Source organism: Streptomyces sp. NPDC001914 (assembly GCF_042891215.1).
In the GTDB taxonomy this organism is placed as follows: Bacteria; Actinomycetota; Actinomycetes; order Streptomycetales; family Streptomycetaceae; genus Streptomyces.
In genome coordinates this window covers 1-18,180 of the sequence record NZ_JBIASW010000026.1, presented here as the reverse complement: position 1 = coordinate 18,180, position 18,180 = coordinate 1, and the positions used below count along the sequence as shown (strand labels likewise).

Sequence of the window (18,180 nt, the reverse complement as noted above, 5' to 3'; positions counted from 1 at the left end):
AGGACACGCACCGTATCCGTCCCCCGATTCGGCACCGCTTCCCCCGCACCGCGTACCGGCCCCCTCCCCGGCGTACAGCACCCACCTGTACACACGCACCCGCGCAACTCACCACCACTCCAGGAACCCCGTGTCGTTGCTCGAAGCCCGGTGGGAGACGGAAGTTGCGGAGGGGCTCGCTACGGACGAGGCGGTGAAGGCGGCCGACGCGTTGCCCTTCACGGCCTCGAACCAACTCCAAGTTGCCTGAGGCGCGACTCGGTTCGCCGCGGCGAAGGCAGTCATGACGAAGGTCGAAACACCCACATCAACGGCATGCCAACACGCTAAGGTGCAGCTCAACGTGACATCCGTCGGCCGACGTGCCGCTTGCCGAGTCACCGTGTTGAGACGTCAGCGGGGTCATCTGAACCTCGCGACCTGGCTATTCGCCGAACCGCCCGGGGGGAACTCGCCATGGCCCAAGCTACGACGGACGCTGCCGAAATCGGCAGGGACGACGAGGCCGACCGGAAGGTCGTCGAGGAGGAGCAGGCCGAGCTCAAGAAGTTCATCAAGGGTCTGAGCGCGGACGACATCAAGTCGGGCAACTGGTTCACCAAGCTCGCCGCCCATGCCATGAACTCGTACACCGAGAAGGTCGACTGGCAGTACTTCCAGGAGCGGTACGAGGGCGTACCCCCGGACGCCATCGTCGACCAGCGGATCAAGATGGCGGCCCGGTACGCCGCGCTCGAAGGCGGGCTCTCCGCCGGCGCCTACACGGCGACCGTCGCCGCCACCATCGGAAGCCTCGGGGGCGCCTCACCCGCGACCGTCCCCGCGGCCGTGGCGACCATGATGGTCGACGTCGCGTTCATCAGCCAGCTCCAGCTTCGCCTGGCCTACGACATCTCCGTGCTCTACCGGGTCCCGCTCGACGTGCACGACCCCGAGGACCTGTGGAAGCTCATCCGCGTGGCCTTCACGATCAAGAGCGGGGAAGCGGCCAACAAGACGGTGGTCAAAGCGGTTCCGGCCCTGGTGCGACCGTTGGTCAAGCGCTTCTACTCAGGATCGGCGATCACCGCCGGGAGGGCGCTCCCCGTCGTCGGGAAGCACCTCCTCCAGCGCAACGTCATCAAGATCGGTATTCCCCTGGTCGGCGTCCCCCTCGCCGTCCTGCTGAACCGCTACACCACGCTTCTCGCCGGCCGGCACGCGCAGGCCGTCTTCCGGAACGAGGCGCGGATAATCGAACTCGCCGAGAACCTGAGCAAGCGGAGTCGGCACCCGCAGTTGATGCTGTGGGTCGCGTGGCTCGTCATCAGGGCGAACCGCAAGATAGCCGACGACGAGGCGCTGTTGATGCGGCACCTGGTGCGGTTGGTCCGAGAGCACCACCAGGTGATCGACGAACAGCTCGCCCGTCTTGTCGACATCGACCCCGACGACGTGTGGCAGCGCATAGACGCCGAGCCGGGGGATCTGAGCGACGTCCTCGACGCGGCCGACCGGGTGGCCGCTGTCGACGGTGACATCAACTCGCGCGAGAAGGCCGTCATCTCCGAGCTTCGGGATCGCTGCTGCCGGGTCTGACACCGGACACGGTACGAGGTGGCAGTCCGCCACGGGAACCACTCGACGCAGCCGGAACCGGCATCCTCCGGCGAGTCGACACCACACCCTCACCAGCGGCCCGCCGCCTCGTGTACAGCACACTCCCGTACAAGCGTCGCTCCTGGTGGCGGGCCCGGCACGGCCGCGACGCTGAGCCCATACACACCCCGCTCTCCCCACCCCCTGGCCCCACAGGCGCCACCGAGTTCGCCATGGCCTTCACCTCCACCCCACGAGGCGCCCGCCTGGCCCGGCTGTTCGTCTCGCACTGCCTGGACGCCTGGGGGCACCCCTACGACAGCCACGTCAACGAGACACTGACCCTGATCACGGCCGAGCTCTGCGCCAACGCCGTACGACACGGACGCGTCCCCGGCCGGGACTTCCACGTCCGGCTGACCGCCGAACCGGACCGCGGGCGGCTGCGCCTGGAGGTCTCCGACACCCGCGCGGAACGCCGGCCCGCCGTCACCACCCCCACGGCCCCCGACGCCAAGTCCGGGTCCGAGTCCGAGTCCGGCTACGGCTTGCTCCTCGTCGCCGCCCTAGCCGACGACTGGGGCGTCACCGACCGCCGCTCCGGCCCCGGCAAGACGGTGTGGGCGTCGCTGAGCGCGTCCCGCCCTTCGGCGGAATGACCGCACCAAGTGCGCGCCCCGATGTCGGCCGTCCCGGATACGCTGGGCCACGATGTTCCACGCGTGGTCGATAATCGACCACGCGTGGAAGTTAGACGCCACGGAGGACCGATGCTGACCCGGTTGGAGGTCGACGGGTTCAAGAACCTGCTGGACCTGTCCATCGAATTCGGACCGTTCACCTGTATCGCGGGGGAAAACGGAACCGGTAAATCGAACGTGTTCGACGCTATCCAGTTCCTCTCCCTCCTTGCCGACCGGTCCATGATGGAGGCCGCACAGGAGGTCCGAGGGGTGCACGGCGAGCGTCACGGCGATCCGAGAGACCTGTTCTGGAAGGGGTACGAGTCCGGGCAGCATCGCATGCGCTTCGCTGCCGAGATGATCGTCCCGCCGGTGATCGAGGACGACTTCGGGCGGGTTGCCAAACCGACGACCTCCTTCCTGCGTTACGAGCTGGAGATCGGTTATCAGGAGCCCTCCGGGCTCGACCGCTTCGGCCGGTTGACGCTGCTTCGCGAGAACCTGCACCACATCACCAAGGGAGCCGCCAAGAACCATCTCCGCTTCCCCCACAGTGCCGGCCGCTTCCGCAACGAGGTCATCATCGGGCACCGCAGCGGCGCGCCCTACATCTCCACCGACACGGACGCATCGTCCGGTGAACCCATCGTCAAGATCCACCAAGACGGCGGCAGCCGCGGTCAGCCCAAGCCCGCAGCGGCTTCACGTGCCCCGGCCACGGTCGTCTCGACCATCACGTCGAGCGACGACCCGACGATCCTCGCGGCAAGGCGGGAGATGGAGTCGTGGCGCAGGCTCGCGCTCGAGCCCTCCGCCCTGCGCAGCGCTGACCGATATATGGACTCCCAGAGCATGGACGTCGACGGCTCACACCTGCCGGCCGCTCTCTACAGGGTCGCGCACACCTTGCCCGAGACAGATCCCGACCAGGTGTATGCACGCGTGGCCGGTCGGCTGTCGGATCTCACCGGAGTACAGGTCCGCGAGCTCGGAGTGGACCAGGACGAGGTACGCCAGTTGCTGACGGTCCAGGTCCGGGAGGCGGACGGGATGCTGTTGCCGGCGCGAAGCCTGTCCGAGGGCACACTTCGCTTCCTCGCGCTGTGTGTGCTGCTCGAAGATCCCACCGTGCGCGGTCTGATCTGCATGGAGGAACCCGAGAACGGCATCCATCCGGCGAACCTCAACCCTATGGTGGAACTGGTCCAGGAACTCGCGGTCCACCCTGGCGAAGAACCCGGACCGGACAATCCCTTTCGGCAGGTCCTCATCAACACCCACTCCCCCGGAGTCGTTCAGCTCGTCTCCCCCGACGACCTGCTCTTCGCGGATGCGACCATGCAGCGGACGGAGGACGGCAGACTGACCCACGGCCTTCGGCTGCGCCCGCTGGAGGGCACGTGGCGCGTCACGGACGGAAGACGCGACTACGTCACCAAGGCAGACATTCTTCCGTACCTCACCACTCCGCCTGGGGCTCAGATCACGCTCGACATGGGGGCGGCGTGACCCTGCGCATCCTCTTCACCGGCGAAGGCACGAGTGACAACGGGTTGGTGCCACACGTCGAGACGGTGGCGGCAGAAGTCGGTGTGCAGGCGGTGGTGACCGCTCCTGACTTCGGTCGCCTCGGGTTGACCGACTGTCATGCCGTGGCGGACAAGCTCCGCGCGGTACGGAGTCTGGGTGATGACTACGACCTGGTGATCGTGCACCGGGACGCCGACGGGGGATCTCCGCACAAGCGGTACGAGGAGGTGGCCGAGGCCGTGACCTCTGAATGGTCTGGCCGCCCTCACATAGCGGTTGTACCGGTGCGGGCCCTGGAAGCCTGGTTGCTCCTCGACGAAGCGGCCATCCGCCGGGTCGCGGGAAACCCTCGTGGGCGAATGAGTCTCGACTTGCCCAACGGAAGCGCCGCCGAGCGGATCACTGACCCGAAGAAACTCCTGCAGCAGACCCTGGCGACGGCGAGTGGTGTCTCCGGACGCCGTCTGGCCACGTTCCGCAGCCGCTTCCCCAGGCACCGGCACAAGCTCCTGGAAGCCCTGGACCCCTACGGGCCGGTGTCCAAGTTGACATCCTGGCAGGCTTTCATGGCCGATCTCAGAGCAGCGCTCGATCAAGCATGACAGCACGCGGCACAGAACGTTGCTGCCGACGAGACGTGCGAGATCGTAGTCGCGACGGAAGGCATCGACTGCTTCTGGGGACGCATCACCGTCGATCTTCCTCAAGTGCCCCCGAACGCTGTGCCTGCCGAGAAGGTGCTCCGGAAGTCCTCCCGCGCCCTCGACGCGTCGTGATGCAGCCGCTCGTACGAGGACTTCGTCGGAGACCTGTCGGACTGGACCTGACCTTCGTACGTTCTGCGCTCAGCCCGCCGCGAGCCCCAGCAGCCCCAGCGCCGTGCTGATCACGGTCAGAACGTTGTTCGCATCGCCGCAGAAGGTCCTCAGTTTGTTGAGCATCGCGCCCGCCGCGCTGCGGTCCGGTTCCTGGGTGACCTGCTGGTCTCGGAGCACACCGACCAGTGCCTCGCACGTCACGGCGTCGGTGACCTTGTTCCGTTCCGCCGTGAGAGCGGCTGCGAGCTCGTCCATCGTCCGCGCCCAGCGGTCGACAGCCTCGGGTTCCGACGCAGTCACGATGCTCTGGTGGGAGTTCCTGGCGTTCGGCTGATTCTGGATGTTGCCGGCGGAACCGTGGTTGATGACACCGGAGTTGTAGTTGCGGGCGGTCTGCTCGGCGTTCCCGGGCTCGCTCTCGACCTCGTCGTCGGACGCGTCGTCATCGCGGCGGAACAGGTTCACGGTGTGTCTCCTTGGGCCGGCGGTGTCCGGGTCATGGTGGTCGTGGAGTTGCGGGCACCGGGCTGGTTCTGCACGTCGCCCATGACGCCCGAGTTGATGACGCCGCTGTTCTGCAGGATGTACGTGGCCTGCTGCACGAAGGCGCTGATGTCGGCGTTGTGCTCCTGGAGGAACCCGAGGGCCGCTCGGAAGACGCAGCGCTGCATCCAGTCCACGTACCTGCGGGCGTCGTCGTACTGGAGCATGTCGTCCATGAAGTGCGAGGAGTACACCTCGCGCAGGCTCACCGGTCCGTCGCCCGGGTCCATCGGCGGACGGCGTGAATGCAGCGGCGCGCGCAGGCGGTTGACGAGCGTGAAGACGTCCAGCAGCGCGTTGAACACCGTACGGGCGTGCCATGCGCCCCCACCGCGCCGCGCCGTCCTCATACCGGTGCGGAGCGTCGGGTGGACCGGGTTCATGACCTGCGAGCGCAGGGTGATGCGCAGGAAGTGGTGTTCGTAGGCGAAGCTGACGTACAGCGCTGCGACGAGTTCGCCGTCCCAGGACACGATCCGGGTGCACAGCATTCGGCGGGCCTCTTTGGGGGCCGTGTTGGCACCGTCCGCGCCGGTGCCGTGCCGGGCGAGGACGAGGAGGGACTCCCATTCGGAGTCGGTGATGTCCTTCCAGCGTTCGGCGGAGACGGCGGCCACGTCGAAGACATCGAGTCTGTTGTCCGGGTGGTAGGCGGGCCGCTTGTCGAGCAGTTCCGTCAGTTCGCCTGCGACATGGCGGTGGAGTTCGTCGGGCGTGAAGTCGGTGAAGGAGCGGTCCTTCCTGCCGTGCACGATCTCCTCGACGCTGCGGAAGGTACGGCGGATGATCTTCTCCTCCTCCGTCTCGTCCTGCGTGCCGTTCTGGTCGTCCGCCGCCATGACGTCGATGCCGATGGCGTCGTCCGACCACAGGGTGCCCGCGCCCACGAGGTGGTGTCGGGGCTCGGTGCCGCCCCGCAGACGCAGCGCGTACGGCACCACGAGTCCGTCGCGCTCGGGCGGTTCCCGGCGCAGCACGCGGCGACGCCGGGGCCCTATCCACCAGCGCAGGTCCCGGGCAGGGCGCCGGGCTGTCCAGCGCGCCCGGCGGAACCGCGCGTAGGCGTAAAGGCGGTCCAGGTAACACACGGCCCACGCGCCCCCCACCAGAACGGGCAGCACCAGGGCGAAGCCCGTGATCCAACCGGTGACAGCCGCGCCAGCCAGGACCATGACGAGCAGCACCCGCCTGAGGAGGGTGAGGCTCTCCGCGGTGGCCGCGCTCTGCAGGACCGGGGTGAGGTGGAAGCCGTGCGGCGGGACGGGACGCCCTCGGGAGACACGACGGCGCACCCACCGGACGTAGTCGTGGCCGAGGAACACCGGCCATTGGGTGTCCACCGGCCGCAGGTCCTCGACGACGGCCCGCAGCGCTCGTTCCCGCTTCTCCCGGTCGCGCCGGGTGAGGAAGATCCATGTCAGGCGCGGCACGGCGGTCGCATGGCGCGAGACCCAGCGGGCCAGCCTCTCGGCGTGGTCGTCGCGCAGGTACGGGGCGGCGCAGAACCAGCCGGTCACGTCCGAGGTCTCCGGTCGGCGCGGCTCCTTCTTCTCGCGAGGGGCATTCTTCCCCGCGCGCTGGTCCGCCACCGGGTCGTCGCCCGGCAGCGGCATGACCGGTTCCTTGCGCAGGGCCGTCCATCGCGGTCTCCGCGGAGGCGGTGGGGCGCTCGACTTCCTGCCCGGTTCGCCGGTGTTCTCCTCCACCCGCTCGAAATCGGTCCCCAGTCCCAACGCGCACGCCCCCTCGGCTCCCCCACGGTGGAGACAGACTGGTGGTTGAAGGGTCACCGCAGAAGGGGGCGGGCGATCCGGTGATGTGTTTCAGGCCATCGGCATCACCGAGCCGGTGCCCTATTCCTCTTGCATGGTTCGCAGCCGAAGTTCGAGATTCGACCAGGTGGGTGCCGATGTCGGAGGTGGGCGTTATTTTTGACGCTGATCGCCACTCGCCTTCACCCGCTGTCGCGGTGTCAGGCACGGGCGGTCGATGCAATCCGACTTGCCCGAAAGGTCCTCGTGAAGCCCACCCTGGCCGCCGCGCAGCTCCGCGGCAGTCTGACGCAGTACCTCACGACGACGTACGCGCTGGCCGATGAGGACACACGGCTCGCGCTGGAGCGGTTCCTCGGGGACCCGGAGACGGGCATCTTCCGGGGGCCGTACCTGCGGATCAGGACGCCGTTCCACCCCGCCGACGACGCATGGCGGTCGGCGCTCGAGTGGCAGCCCTCGTTCATTCCGTGGCGGCACCAGGCGAAGGCGTGGCAGCGGCTGAGCACGTACCGGGGGGCGGCCGAGCCCACGCTCGTGACGACCGGCACCGGGTCCGGCAAGACCGAGTCTTTCCTGATCCCCGTGCTCGACCACTGCCGGCGGCAGAAGGCGCTGGGACGGCGCGGGGTGAAGGCCGTGCTGCTGTACCCGATGAACGCGCTCGCGACCGACCAGGCCGGCCGCATCGGCGACTATCTGGCGCAGCCGGAACTGGCCCAGGTGACGGCCGGTCTCTACATCGGCGACAAGCCGGACACGGACTTCCGGCGGGTGATGACCCGGCGCGAGGAGATGCGCCAGTCTCCGCCGGACGTATTGATCACCAACTACAAGATGCTGGACCTGCTGCTGCAGCGGGCCGAGGACCGGCCGCTGTGGGAGGGGGCCGATCCGGCGTACGTGGTACTGGACGAGTTCCACACCTACGACGGCGCGCAGGGCACCGACGTGGCGATGCTGCTGCGGCGGCTGGCGGCGGCCGTGGGCGCCTCGAAGCCGGAGCGGCCGCTCGGTTCGATCTGCCCGGTGGCGACCTCGGCGACCCTCGGCGAGGGCGGCGGCGACACCGGCGGCATCCTCACCGTCGCCGAGCAGGTGTTCGGTGTGCCGTTCGGTCCGGACGCGGTGATCGGCGAGGAGCGGCTGAGTGCCGACGACTTCGTCGGCGACATCGACTACGAGCTGCCCGAGCCTCCCAGCCCCAAGGAGGTCATCGACGTCTCAGGCGGTCCGGACATCGAGTCCGACCCCGACCGCCTCGACCTGGACGGGCTCGCCGAGCGGCTGCTGGGGCGGCGCGGGCTGGACGCCTTCCAGATCGGGCGGCTGCTGAAGAAACACGACTTCACCCACGGCGTGCTCGCGCTGCTGAACGGCGAGCCGCTCGACGAGTGGGGACTGCGGGACCGCATGGCCCGCTTCGGGTACGCGTGGGCGCGCACCGCGCGGGACAACCCGCGGCTCGCACTGGAGGCGCTGTCGCGGTTCGTGGCGCTGCTGTCGTCCGCGCGGGATCCCTGGTCCGACGAGCGCAGGCCGCGTCCGCTGCTGCACATCGAGGCGCATCTGTGGGTCCGTCCGGTGAGCCGGATGCTCGGCGGAGTGGGCGTACGGCCGGAGTTCCGCTGGTACGAGGACGAGCGGACCATCGCGCGGCGCTCCGCTCTCACCACGGCATCCGCCTCCGAGGACCCGTCCGACAGTGACGAGTGGCCGACGGCGGACTCGCGCCGGCCACAGGCGCTGCCGGGTTCGGACACCGTGCAGCGGCCGGCCCAGGCCCATCTGCCCGCGGTCTATTGCCGCGGGTGCGGCCGCTCGGGCTGGGCGGCGCTGTCCCCGGAGGCCGATCCGCAGAAGCTCGAGACGAGCCCGCAGCGGATCTGGTCGGCGGCCGTCGGGCGGGACAAGCGGCGGCTGCGGTACTTCATCTCGGCGACGCCGGCCGAGGCGCGGGACGCCCTCGCGGCGCTCACCGGCACCGCGCCGAAGCAGGCCGGTGGTGTCGACCCCCAGTCCGTGGTCGTGCTGGACGGGGCGCAGGGCACCTACCGCCTGCCGGTCGCCGAGGACGGGGAGGGGCTGCAGGACGCGTGGTTCGCGCGGGCGATCCTGGACAAAAAGACCGCCGACCAGGCCGCCAAGGACGACACCTGTCCGGCCTGCGACACGGACAACGGCATCAGGTTCCTCGGCACGGCGCTCGCAGCGCTGGCATCCGTCACCGTCACCCAGCTGTTCACCGGCGGCCACGAGATCGCGCTGGCGCCGGAGGAGCGCAAGACGCTGCTGTTCAACGACTCCACGCAGGACGCGGCGCACCGCGCCGGGTACGTCGCCAACGCCTCGTACAAGTTCTCGCTGCGCTCGCTGCTGGCGCACCAACTGGACGACGCCGGTACGCCGGTTCCGCTCAACGACCTCATCGGCGAGGTCCTGGACTCCGTGGACGACCCGCAGACGCTGGCCGCGGTCGTCCCGCCGGACCTGCACGACGAACCGGGTGTGGACCGGCTGCTGTCGGGACGCGGTACCGGGGACGCGCGGACCTGGAAACTCATCGGTGAACGGCTCGCCTTCGCGACCGTGATGGAGTTCGGGTTGCGCTCGCGGCTCGGGCGCACGCTGGAGCTGACCCGGACCACGGCCGCGGAGGTGGTGGTCGCCGATCCGGACCGGATCGTGGCGCTCGCCCGCGACCTGCACCTCACGCTGCCGGGTCAGTTGGGGCTGGACGGCGGCCTGCCCACGTCCGAGCGGTACCTGGCATTCGTGCGGGGGCTGCTGGAGCGGGTGCGGCTGCGCGGCGGCGTGCGGCACCGATGGCTGGACACCTGGATCAGGGAAGCGGGCGTCAACCAGTACCTGATCTCCGGGCAGCGACCGGAGGGCATGCCCGCCTTCCCCGAGGGGTACGTGGCACCGCCGAGGTTTCTGCTCGCGGGCCCCAAGGAGAAGTCGAAGTTCGACACGATCACCGGTCGTGGCACCTGGTACCAGGACTGGACGCGGCGCTGTCTCGGCCTGGACGCGGCACAGTCGACCGAGTACCTGCGCAGGCTGCTGCCCGTCCTCGCGGACGAGGGCGTGCTGTCGGCGCGGACCGCCAAGGACCGTACGACCCGCGTGTACGGGTTGCAGCCGGGCCACATCCACGTACGGCTGCTGGCGGACGACCTGGTCAACAAGGCGTTCGTGTCGTGCGAGGAGTGCGGGTGGCAGCAGGTCGTGCCGCCCGAGCGGCGCACCCGCTGGTACGGGCACCCCTGCCCGCGCTGGCGCTGCACCGGCCTGCTCACCCCTCCCCAGTACGGCATGTCGTCGACCGGAGCGGGCAGCGGCGGCTTCGGCGGGAAGCTGGAGCGCGACTACCGGACCGACTACTACCGCCGCCTGTACCTGACCGGCGGCACCTACCGGGTCGTCACGGCCGAGCACACCGGCATGCTGACCCGGCCCGAACGGGAGCGCGTGGAGCGTACGTTCCGGCAGGGCACCCATTACACCGACCCCAACGTGCTCTCCTGCACGCCCACCCTGGAGCTGGGCATCGACATCGGCGACCTGTCGGCGGTGCTGCTCGGTTCGCTGCCGGGCGGTCCGGCGAACTACGTGCAGCGTGCCGGACGCGCCGGGCGCAGGACCGGCAACGCCCTGGTGGTCGCCTTCGGCGGACGCCGAGCCCGCGATCGGTACTACCTCGACGACCCGACTGAGATGATCGCCGGCGACATCGTGCCGCCGGGCTGCTACCTGTCGGCCGTCGAGATCCTGCGCCGCCAGTACACGGCCCACTTGCTGGACCGGGCGGCCCGCGGCGAGCTGACGACGGCGGACGGCGAGCCGCTCATGCCGGTGCCGCGCCTGTCGTCGGCGCTGTTCGGCACGACCGGCTGGTGCCAGGACCTGTCGGACGCGGCGCTCACCCATGGGGCGCGGCTGGTGGAGGAGTTCCTGGCGCTGTTCCCGCAGCCGCACGGCGGCCCGGACGACGACCGGGGGGTGTCCTCGCACGCGGCGGACGAACTGCGCGCCTACGCCACCGGCGGCATCGCGCGCGCCCTCCAGGAGGCCGAGGAGGAGTGGACGGTGCGCCGCGAGGAGCTGCGCCGTCGCATCGCCGCCATCGACACGGCGGTGGACGGGCTGCTCGCCGAGGACCGTGAACAGGGTGCCGAGCGGCGCGAGCTGCTCGCGGAGCGGCGTGCCACGGGCGAGCTGCTGCGCGAGCTGAGTCAGACCAGCGCGCACGGCACCCTCGTCGAACTGGGTCTGCTGCCCAACTACAGCCTCACCGACACGACGACCTCGCTGGAGGCCACCCTCTACTGGAAGGAGGCCGCCGGGGACGACGAGGGCCAGGAGGCCCCGGAGGGCGACGACGAGCGCCGGGAGTGGGTGTACCGCAGCGAGGTGCGCGACTACGAGCGCTCCCGCAAGCTGTCCCTGACCGAACTCGCACCGGGCAACAGCTTCTACGTCAACGGCTACCGGCACGTCGTGCGCGCCCTCGACATCGGCAGCCCGGAGCGGCGCGCCTGGGCGGTGTGGCGCCTGTGCCCGGCCTGCGGATACGCGCGCACGCACGGCGACCCGAAGAACGACACCTCGCCGTGCCCCCGGTGCGGTTCCCGGGAGATCGCCGACGCGGGCTGCGTGCACCACGTGCTGGAGCCCCGGCGGGTGATGTCCCGGGACAAGCGGGACGACGCCCGGGTGCGGGACGACCGTGACGAGCGGGACCGGAAGCGGTACGCGGTCCTCACCACGGTCGACATCGACCCGGCGCACCTGGCGGCCGGCTCGTGGCGGCACGACACCGCTGTCTTCGGCGCCGACTTCACGCGCAAGGCAGTCGTCCGCACCCTGAACCTGGGAGTCGACCGGCAGGACGGCAGCAGCACCGTTCCGCTGGCCGGTGACGATGTGCGCCTGAACCCGTTCTACGTGTGCACGAGTTGCGGTGGGGCGACGGCCGACGGGCGGCCGGTCGTCGACCAGTCGCAGCACGCGCTCACCGCCTCGCTCGCCCGCTCCACCCGCGCGAGCGCCCACCACCAGCTCTGGTGCCCACGCCGTCGCCTGCGCGGCAGCGGCGAGGAGCAGGGCGCCGGTACGGACGTACCGCTGCTGCTGGCGCACGAGCTGTCGACGGAGGCCGTGCGCATCCTGCTGCCGGCCTCCGTGGCCCGGGCCAAGGAGCGGCTCGCCTCGTTCACCGCCGCGTTGTTCGCCGGCATCGCGGCCCGGTACGGCGGCGACCCCGACCACATCGACATCACCGCCGCGTCCATGCCGGACGGCGAGGACCGCGACTGGCCGCGCCGGTTCCTCGTCGTGTACGACCGGCTGCCCGGCGGCACCGGGTACCTGCACCGGCTGGCGACCTCCGACGGCTTCCGCGAGGTCCTGCTGAAAGCCCGTGAGGTGATCGAGGGCTGCGGCTGTCTGGAGAAGGGGCTCGACGGCTGCCACCGCTGCCTGCTGCGCCGCGTCCCCCCGGCCGACTACGACAAGGTCAGCCGCAACGAGGTCCGGCAGATGCTGGACGAACTGCTCGGTGCGGACGGTGAGCGCTGGCACACCTCGCCCGTCGCCACCACCCAGCACATCCCGATGCACCGGCAGGCCGAGAGCGACCTCGAAGTCCTTTTCATCGACACGCTGCGGGAATGGGCCGCGCTCCCGGAGAGCCACGCGAGCGGCGACGCGTACATAACGCCGGCCGGTACCCATGCGCTCGACCTGCGGCTGACCGCCGCCGATGGCACCACGCTGAGCTGGCGCGTGTCGCAGCAGCGCGTCCTCGACGGCACCCGCCCCGACGTCCTCTTCGAACGGGTCGACGCGCCCGGCCCGCGCGTGGCGCTCTACCTGGACGGCTACGAGTTCCACGCCGGCCGGGAGCACAACCGGGTCGGCGACGACGCGGACAAGCGCACCCGACTGCGCGCGGAGGGCCTCAGGGTTTTCCAGCTCACCTACGGCGACGTGCGGGAATGGCAGCGCCGCGTCCGGGACACCGGCTACGCGGGCGCCGGCCCGGCCGACCCCGTGTGGGAGCCGTACGGCGACCAGGCACGGGGCAAGGCCCGCGACTACTACGCCAGGGTGCGGGGCGGGCTGCCCGGTGAACTCTCGGAGACCGTGTGGGTCAACCCGGCCGTGCAGCTCGTGGAGTATCTGCGCCGACCGCACGCCGAGCGCTGGCAGTGGCGGGCGGAGGCGGCCCTGGCCGGCTTCATCGGCGGCGGAACACGTCCCGTCGCGCTGCCGCCGGAGGTGCTCGGCGAGCAGATCGCGCTCGCGCTGCGCGGCGGAAAGCCCACGGGGCCGAGTGGCCCCGTGCAGCTGTTCGCGGTCAACGACCGTTCGGGACTGCCCCTGGTCCTCGCCGCGGACGGCCGGGTGAAGCCCCCCGCGTGGACCGGTGTCTGTCTCCTCGACGACACGCCGGGCGTGCATGCCCAGGAGGAAGCTCACAAGCGCCGCTGGCGGGCCTGGCTGTACTGGTCCAACCTGCTCCAGTTCCTGGACGGCGGCGGAGGTGACGCCGTCCAGCTCACGGCCTCCCTCCTCGACGGGTTCCCTGTCGAGACGCTGGCGGTCACGGGCGGCAGCGGCGTCCTGGACAGTGTCCGCGCCACGCTCGCCAAAGCCGCGACTGCCGACACCGCCCCTGCGCGGGCCGAGACCGTCGTACCCCCGCCACAGGTCCCGGCCGCGGCGAAGAAGCCCGCCACCGGCGCCCGGGACACGGCATGGGACCGTGTCGTCGGATATCTCGACCCGGACGAGCCCGGCCTGCTCGCACTCGCCGAGGCTCTTGCCGCACTCGGCGCCCCGGTTCCCGAGGACGGCTACGAGCTGGACGACAACGGCTGGCTGGCCGAGCTCGCCTGGCCCGCCGCACGCGTCGGTGTCGTCCTTGCCCCGCGCCTGCCGGAGGGTGAGGACGAGGATCCGGAGGCAGCCGACCGCGACCGGGCGTTCGAGGCGGCGGGCTGGGAGGTGCGGTCCGCCGCCGACTGGACCGCCCGTGACATCGCGGATCGCCTCGTCAGCGCACCACAGTCCGGCGACCGGGGACGTCCCCCGATCGACGGCACCATCACTGAGAACGGGGAGAACGGACAACCGTGACCGGCAAGAACGTGACGCTGCGCCTGCTCGACAAGGCGGACCGGGAGATCCTCAAGCTCCCCCGGCCGGTCAAGGGTGCGATCTACGACTTCCAGCACAAGTTCAAGACCAACCCCGACTCCGCGGGACTGCGTCTCAAGCAGTTGCAGGGGCACGACAAGCTGCACTCGGCGCGCGTCAACGACGAGTACCGGGCGCTGCTGCTGCGCCTAGCCGACGACGACTGGCTGATCGTCTCGGTGAAGCACCGCAAGGACGTGTACGCGCACCTGGACCGGCTCACGTACTCGGTCAACCGCATCACCGGCGGCATCGAGTACGTGGACCTGCAGGTCGTGCAGGAGGAGGTACTCACTCCCCCGGCCCCGCAGACCGCCGAACCGGCCGTACCTGCCACACCCGCCGAGCCGGCCGCTCCGCGGCCGCTGTTCGCGAAGTGGTCGGAAGAGCAGCTCACCGATCTGGGTGTGGCCCCGTCCCTCGTCCCGGTCGTCGCCGCGCTGACCACCGAGGACCAGCTCCTCGGCCTCGTCGAGTACGCGCCGCAGCTCTCCGGCGAGGTGCTGCTGGCGCTGTACGACGGCAAGGAGTACGACGACGTCCTGGAGCAGGTCACCGCTCCCGTCGCGGCACCGGATCACGTGGACCCCGAGGACTTCCGGGCCGCCGCCGAACGTCCCGCAACCATCGTCACCACGACCGACGACGCGCTGCGGGAGGCGCTGGAGGGCGAGGACTTCGGGCGCTGGAAGGTGTTCCTGCACCCTACGCAGGCCAAGCTCGTCTCGCGGGACTACAGCGGTCCGGCCCGGGTGGGCGGCGGGCCCGGCACCGGCAAGACGATCGTGGCGCTGCACCGGGTCAAGCACCTGGTCGAGCGGCTCCCGGCCGGCCGGAACAAGCCCGTCCTGCTGACCACGTACAACAAGAACCTCGCGGCGGACCTGCGGTCGCGGCTGCTCGCCCTGGGCGGCGAGTCGCTGCTGTCGCGGGTCGAGATCAGTCACGTCGACCAGCTCGCTCTGCGCACGGTCCGGGAGGCGGAGCCCGGCAATCGCAAGCGGATCATCGACGAGGCGCAGGCGGTCCGCGAATGGCGCTCGCTCCTGGACGAGCTCGGCGAGGACGCCTGGGACGCGGAGTTCCTGCACGACGAGTGGACCCAGGTGATCCTCGGTCAGGCCGTCACTTCCCGCACCGACTACTTCCGGGCACGCCGTGCCGGTCGCGGGCGCACGGTCAGCCGGTCCGAGCGGGCCGAGATCTGGCAGCTCGCCGAGCGGTTCGCCCAGCGCCTGGACCGGCTCGAGGTCCAGACATGGGATCAGATCGCGGAGCGGGCGGCTCAGCTGGAGACTGACCGCGCACGGCGTATCCAGGCCCTCGACCGGCAGCGCGACGAGGCCGGCGGCCTCGACAACATCCACGTGGCCGACGGTTCGGGCGGCTGGCTGCGCTACCGGTACCGGCACATCGTGGTGGACGAGGCCCAGGACCTGCGGCCCGCACACTGGAAGATGCTGCGTGCGATGACCGCCGCCGACCGCAACGACCTCTTCCTGGTCGGTGACACCCACCAGCGCATCTACAAGAACCAGGTGACGCTCGGCAGCCTCGGCATCAACATCCGCGGCCGGTCGTCGAAGCTGTCGCTCAGCTATCGCACCACCCGGCAGATCCTGCGCACCGCGCTGAACGTTCTCGGCGACGAGATGTACGACGACCTCGACGGCGGCAGCGAGACGCTGGCCGGGTACCGGTCCGTGCTCAGCGGCGGCGTGCCCGACCTGCACAGGCTGGGCGACTGGGCCGACGAGCGGGAGGCCATCGCCGCGCTGATCGAATCCTGGGGCCAGGTGCCGCACGAGCAGATCGCCATCGCCGTTCCGACCAACGACATGGCGAGCGAAACCGCGTACACGCTGGCCCAGCATGGCATTCGGGCAATGGAGATCGGCCCGGACGGCCCCCGCGGCGACACCGGCGTCCACATCGGCACCATGTTCCGGTTCAAGGGGCTCGAGTACCAGCGCATGATCATCGCCGGGGTGACCGACGGGCTGGTGCCACGCGCGAGTGTCCGGCAGCGACGTACCACCGACCCGGCGCGGTACCGGACGGAGATGCAGCGCGCGCGGTCGCTGCTCTTCGTGGCGGCCACTCGTGCCCGGGACAGTCTGGACGTCTTCTGGCACGGGGAGCCGAGCCCGTTCCTCCAGGAGCTGATCAGGGTGCGGCCGCCGGCCGCGGCCTGACCGAAGCTGGGATCGTGCCGCGGCTCGCCTCGGCTAACGCGGCACGACCGGCCCCTGAGGCACGATGAAGGGCCGCCGGGGGTCCTCTGGCGGCATCCTGCGGGTCGCGAGTGCCGGATCGGGGGCCGGCAGAAACGGGGCGAGGGCCGCATAGACCTCCGTCGCGTCGCCGGGACGGTCCTCGGGACGCTTGGCGAGCAATCCGTGCAGCAGTTCCTGGAGCGCTACCGGGGCATCGACGCCGCAGTCGGCCAACCGGGGCGGGGCAGCGGTGAGATGCCGGGTCACCAGCTCGGCGGGGCCCTCGCCGGAGAAGGGAGGCCGGCCGGTGAGCATGTGGTGCAGCAGGCATCCCACCGCGTACAGGTCACTGCGACCGTCCAACGGCTTCTCACCGGCCAGCAGTTCGGGTGAGGCGTAGGAGACGTTCCCGAGCGTCTCCCCCGTCATGGTGAGCCGCGGGTCGGCGTCCGAGAGGACCTTCACGAGACCGAAGTCGAGGATCTTCACCAGACCGCTGCCACGCACCATGACGTTCTGCGGCTTGAGGTCCCGGTGCACGAGCCCGACCGCGTGTGCGGCGGACAGCCCCGAGCACAGTTGTGCGGCGGCGGCCGCGGCTGCGGGCACGAGCAGGCGCCCGTCGTCGGCCGCGTCGATCACGTTGTCGAGGGTCGTCCCGTCGACGAGCTGCATCACCAGGCAGCAGACGTCCTCGGTGACGGCCGCGTCGTACACGGTGGTGATGTTGACGTGGTCCAGTCCGGCGGCGGCCTTGGCCTCCCTCTCGAAGCGCGCCAGGGCGGTGGGGCGCCAGTCCGGCAGGGCCAGGAGATCAGCGGCTACGGTCTTGACCGCGACAGGACGCTCCAGATAGACGTCCGTCCCCTGCCAGACCTGTCCCATGGCTCCCCTGCCCAGGATCCGGTCCAGCCGGTACCTGCCGCGCAGAACCTTGCCCCCGGCGAACTGCTCCACGTTCACTTCCTCCGATGAGCGCCAGCGGTGATGTCGGCGCACGACTGTCCGACCAGTGGCTCACCGTTGACAGCCCGCGAGAGTAGTCAACCAGCCCGCTCATCGAGGCGGAACGCACCCGTCTGAAGGAGGAGCCGACCCGGACCGCGAACAACCGCTGCCTACAGAGGGGTGCTCCGCTAACGAATGCTCTGTAGGAGCTTCCCCGTCGCCGTGACAAACCAGAAGGACCAGCCGTTGCGCTGCGGTCTGACGTGCGGGTTGAGGGCCATCACGACGGCGACCGCCGCTCCGCTGGGACTCTCGTACGCACCCTGGCCGGGGCCGGACGGAATGGTCACTCCTCGCGAGGACGGGTCGTAGTAGCCGTCCACACGCCGACCGTCGTAAACGGCGTGGACCTCAACGCCGTTTTCCGTGCGGAGCTCTTGCGCCTCCGCTCCGACAAGAGTGGGCGCGGAGGTGTCCTCCGCGATCACCTCCTCGTCGGCCGGCAGCTCGTCGACGTCCCGGCCGTCGGTCTGGCCGACTCCCGAGGGAAGACCCAGCATCTGGTTGAGCACTTCGGCCAGCAAGCGCCTGCGTGCGGCCAGGAAATCGGGGAATCGGTCCAGGGACCGCAGGTCCGGGTCGTCGGGGATCCACTGCTCGGTCAAGCGCTCCGGCGCGATCCCCACGGCGTATTCGGCAGGCAGCTTGGCAGAGATCATCTTGTTCGTCTGGCCGGTCACGAAGGCGAGATTGGCGAGGCTGTTCCACTCCTCCTTCGCATACGCCGTCTGAGAGGTCGTTTTCATCTGTCTTGCCTGGTTATTAGGCGATTCTCTGGGTGATGGATGGTGGTGCAGGCGAGTTCTTGGGGGCTGTCGATGTCTCT

The 18,180-nt window shown here is 70.0% G+C and carries 10 protein-coding genes; 6 read left to right on the top strand and 4 right to left on the bottom strand.

Annotation, left to right across the window (positions count from 1 at the left end; all coding sequences use genetic code 11):
• Positions 1-456 precede the first annotated feature (456 nt).
• From ACFYYF_RS39140 to ACFYYF_RS39125, 4 genes are all read left to right on the top strand, one after another.
• Complete coding sequence (locus ACFYYF_RS39140; RefSeq protein WP_388783666.1) at positions 457-1,578, top strand: hypothetical protein; 1,122 nt, start codon at positions 457-459, stop codon at positions 1,576-1,578.
• 233 nt (positions 1,579-1,811) lie between these two features.
• Positions 1,812-2,237, top strand: coding sequence for an ATP-binding protein (locus ACFYYF_RS39135; RefSeq protein ID WP_388783663.1), 426 nt, complete (start codon positions 1,812-1,814; stop codon positions 2,235-2,237).
• A gap of 111 nt (positions 2,238-2,348) precedes the next feature.
• Positions 2,349-3,770, top strand: a complete 1,422-nt coding sequence (locus tag ACFYYF_RS39130; RefSeq protein WP_388783660.1) for an AAA family ATPase — start codon at positions 2,349-2,351, stop codon at positions 3,768-3,770.
• Positions 3,767-4,393 carry a DUF4276 family protein gene (locus tag ACFYYF_RS39125; protein ID WP_388783657.1) on the top strand — a complete coding sequence of 209 codons (627 nt, stop codon included), beginning with the start codon at positions 3,767-3,769 and terminating at the stop codon, positions 4,391-4,393. The genes ACFYYF_RS39130 and ACFYYF_RS39125 overlap by 4 nt, the downstream gene beginning before the upstream one ends.
• 243 nt (positions 4,394-4,636) lie before the next feature.
• On the opposite strand, the gene ACFYYF_RS39120 is transcribed toward ACFYYF_RS39125, so the two are convergent.
• Both ACFYYF_RS39120 and ACFYYF_RS39115 read right to left on the bottom strand, forming a co-directional pair.
• On the bottom strand, positions 4,637-5,074 hold the full coding sequence (locus ACFYYF_RS39120) for a hypothetical protein (protein WP_388783654.1): 438 nt from the start codon (positions 5,072-5,074) through the stop codon (positions 4,637-4,639).
• The gene (locus tag ACFYYF_RS39115; RefSeq protein ID WP_388783651.1) at positions 5,071-6,765 is read right to left on the bottom strand and encodes a hypothetical protein; all 1,695 of its coding nucleotides are present in this window, start codon (positions 6,763-6,765) and stop codon (positions 5,071-5,073) included. The genes ACFYYF_RS39120 and ACFYYF_RS39115 overlap by 4 nt, the downstream gene beginning before the upstream one ends.
• 405 nt (positions 6,766-7,170) lie before the next feature.
• On the opposite strand from ACFYYF_RS39115, the gene ACFYYF_RS39110 reads away from it, so the two are divergent.
• Together ACFYYF_RS39110 and ACFYYF_RS39105 are read left to right on the top strand one after the other, a co-directional pair.
• A complete protein-coding gene (locus ACFYYF_RS39110) occupies positions 7,171-14,070 on the top strand; it encodes a DEAD/DEAH box helicase (protein ID WP_388783649.1) in 6,900 nt (2,299 codons plus the stop codon).
• On the top strand, positions 14,067-16,325 hold the full coding sequence (locus ACFYYF_RS39105) for a UvrD-helicase domain-containing protein (protein WP_388783646.1): 2,259 nt from the start codon (positions 14,067-14,069) through the stop codon (positions 16,323-16,325). Before ACFYYF_RS39110 ends, ACFYYF_RS39105 begins: the two co-directional genes overlap by 4 nt.
• A gap of 33 nt (positions 16,326-16,358) precedes the next feature.
• Here the strand turns inward: ACFYYF_RS39105 and ACFYYF_RS39100 are convergent, their stop codons facing one another.
• Together ACFYYF_RS39100 and ACFYYF_RS39095 are read right to left on the bottom strand one after the other, a co-directional pair.
• Positions 16,359-17,303, bottom strand: coding sequence for a serine/threonine-protein kinase (locus tag ACFYYF_RS39100; RefSeq protein ID WP_388783643.1), 945 nt, complete (start codon positions 17,301-17,303; stop codon positions 16,359-16,361).
• A 179-nt stretch (positions 17,304-17,482) separates the two neighbouring features.
• Positions 17,483-18,100: a hypothetical protein gene (locus ACFYYF_RS39095; protein ID WP_388783640.1), complete on the bottom strand. Its 618-nt coding sequence runs from the start codon at positions 18,098-18,100 to the stop codon at positions 17,483-17,485.
• Positions 18,101-18,180 lie beyond the last annotated feature (80 nt).

Bases quoted from the DNA above. Each gene is read 5' to 3' on its own strand.
- ACFYYF_RS39140 (WP_388783666.1), top strand. From the start codon at position 457: ATGGCCCAAGCTACGACGGACGCTGCCGAAATCGGCAGGGACGACGAG.
- ACFYYF_RS39135 (WP_388783663.1), top strand. From the start codon at position 1,812: ATGGCCTTCACCTCCACCCCACGAGGCGCCCGCCTGGCCCGGCTGTTC.
- ACFYYF_RS39130 (WP_388783660.1), top strand. From the start codon at position 2,349: ATGCTGACCCGGTTGGAGGTCGACGGGTTCAAGAACCTGCTGGACCTG.
- ACFYYF_RS39115 (WP_388783651.1), bottom strand. From the start codon at position 6,765: ATGCCGCTGCCGGGCGACGACCCGGTGGCGGACCAGCGCGCGGGGAAG.
- ACFYYF_RS39095 (WP_388783640.1), bottom strand. From the start codon at position 18,100: ATGAAAACGACCTCTCAGACGGCGTATGCGAAGGAGGAGTGGAACAGC.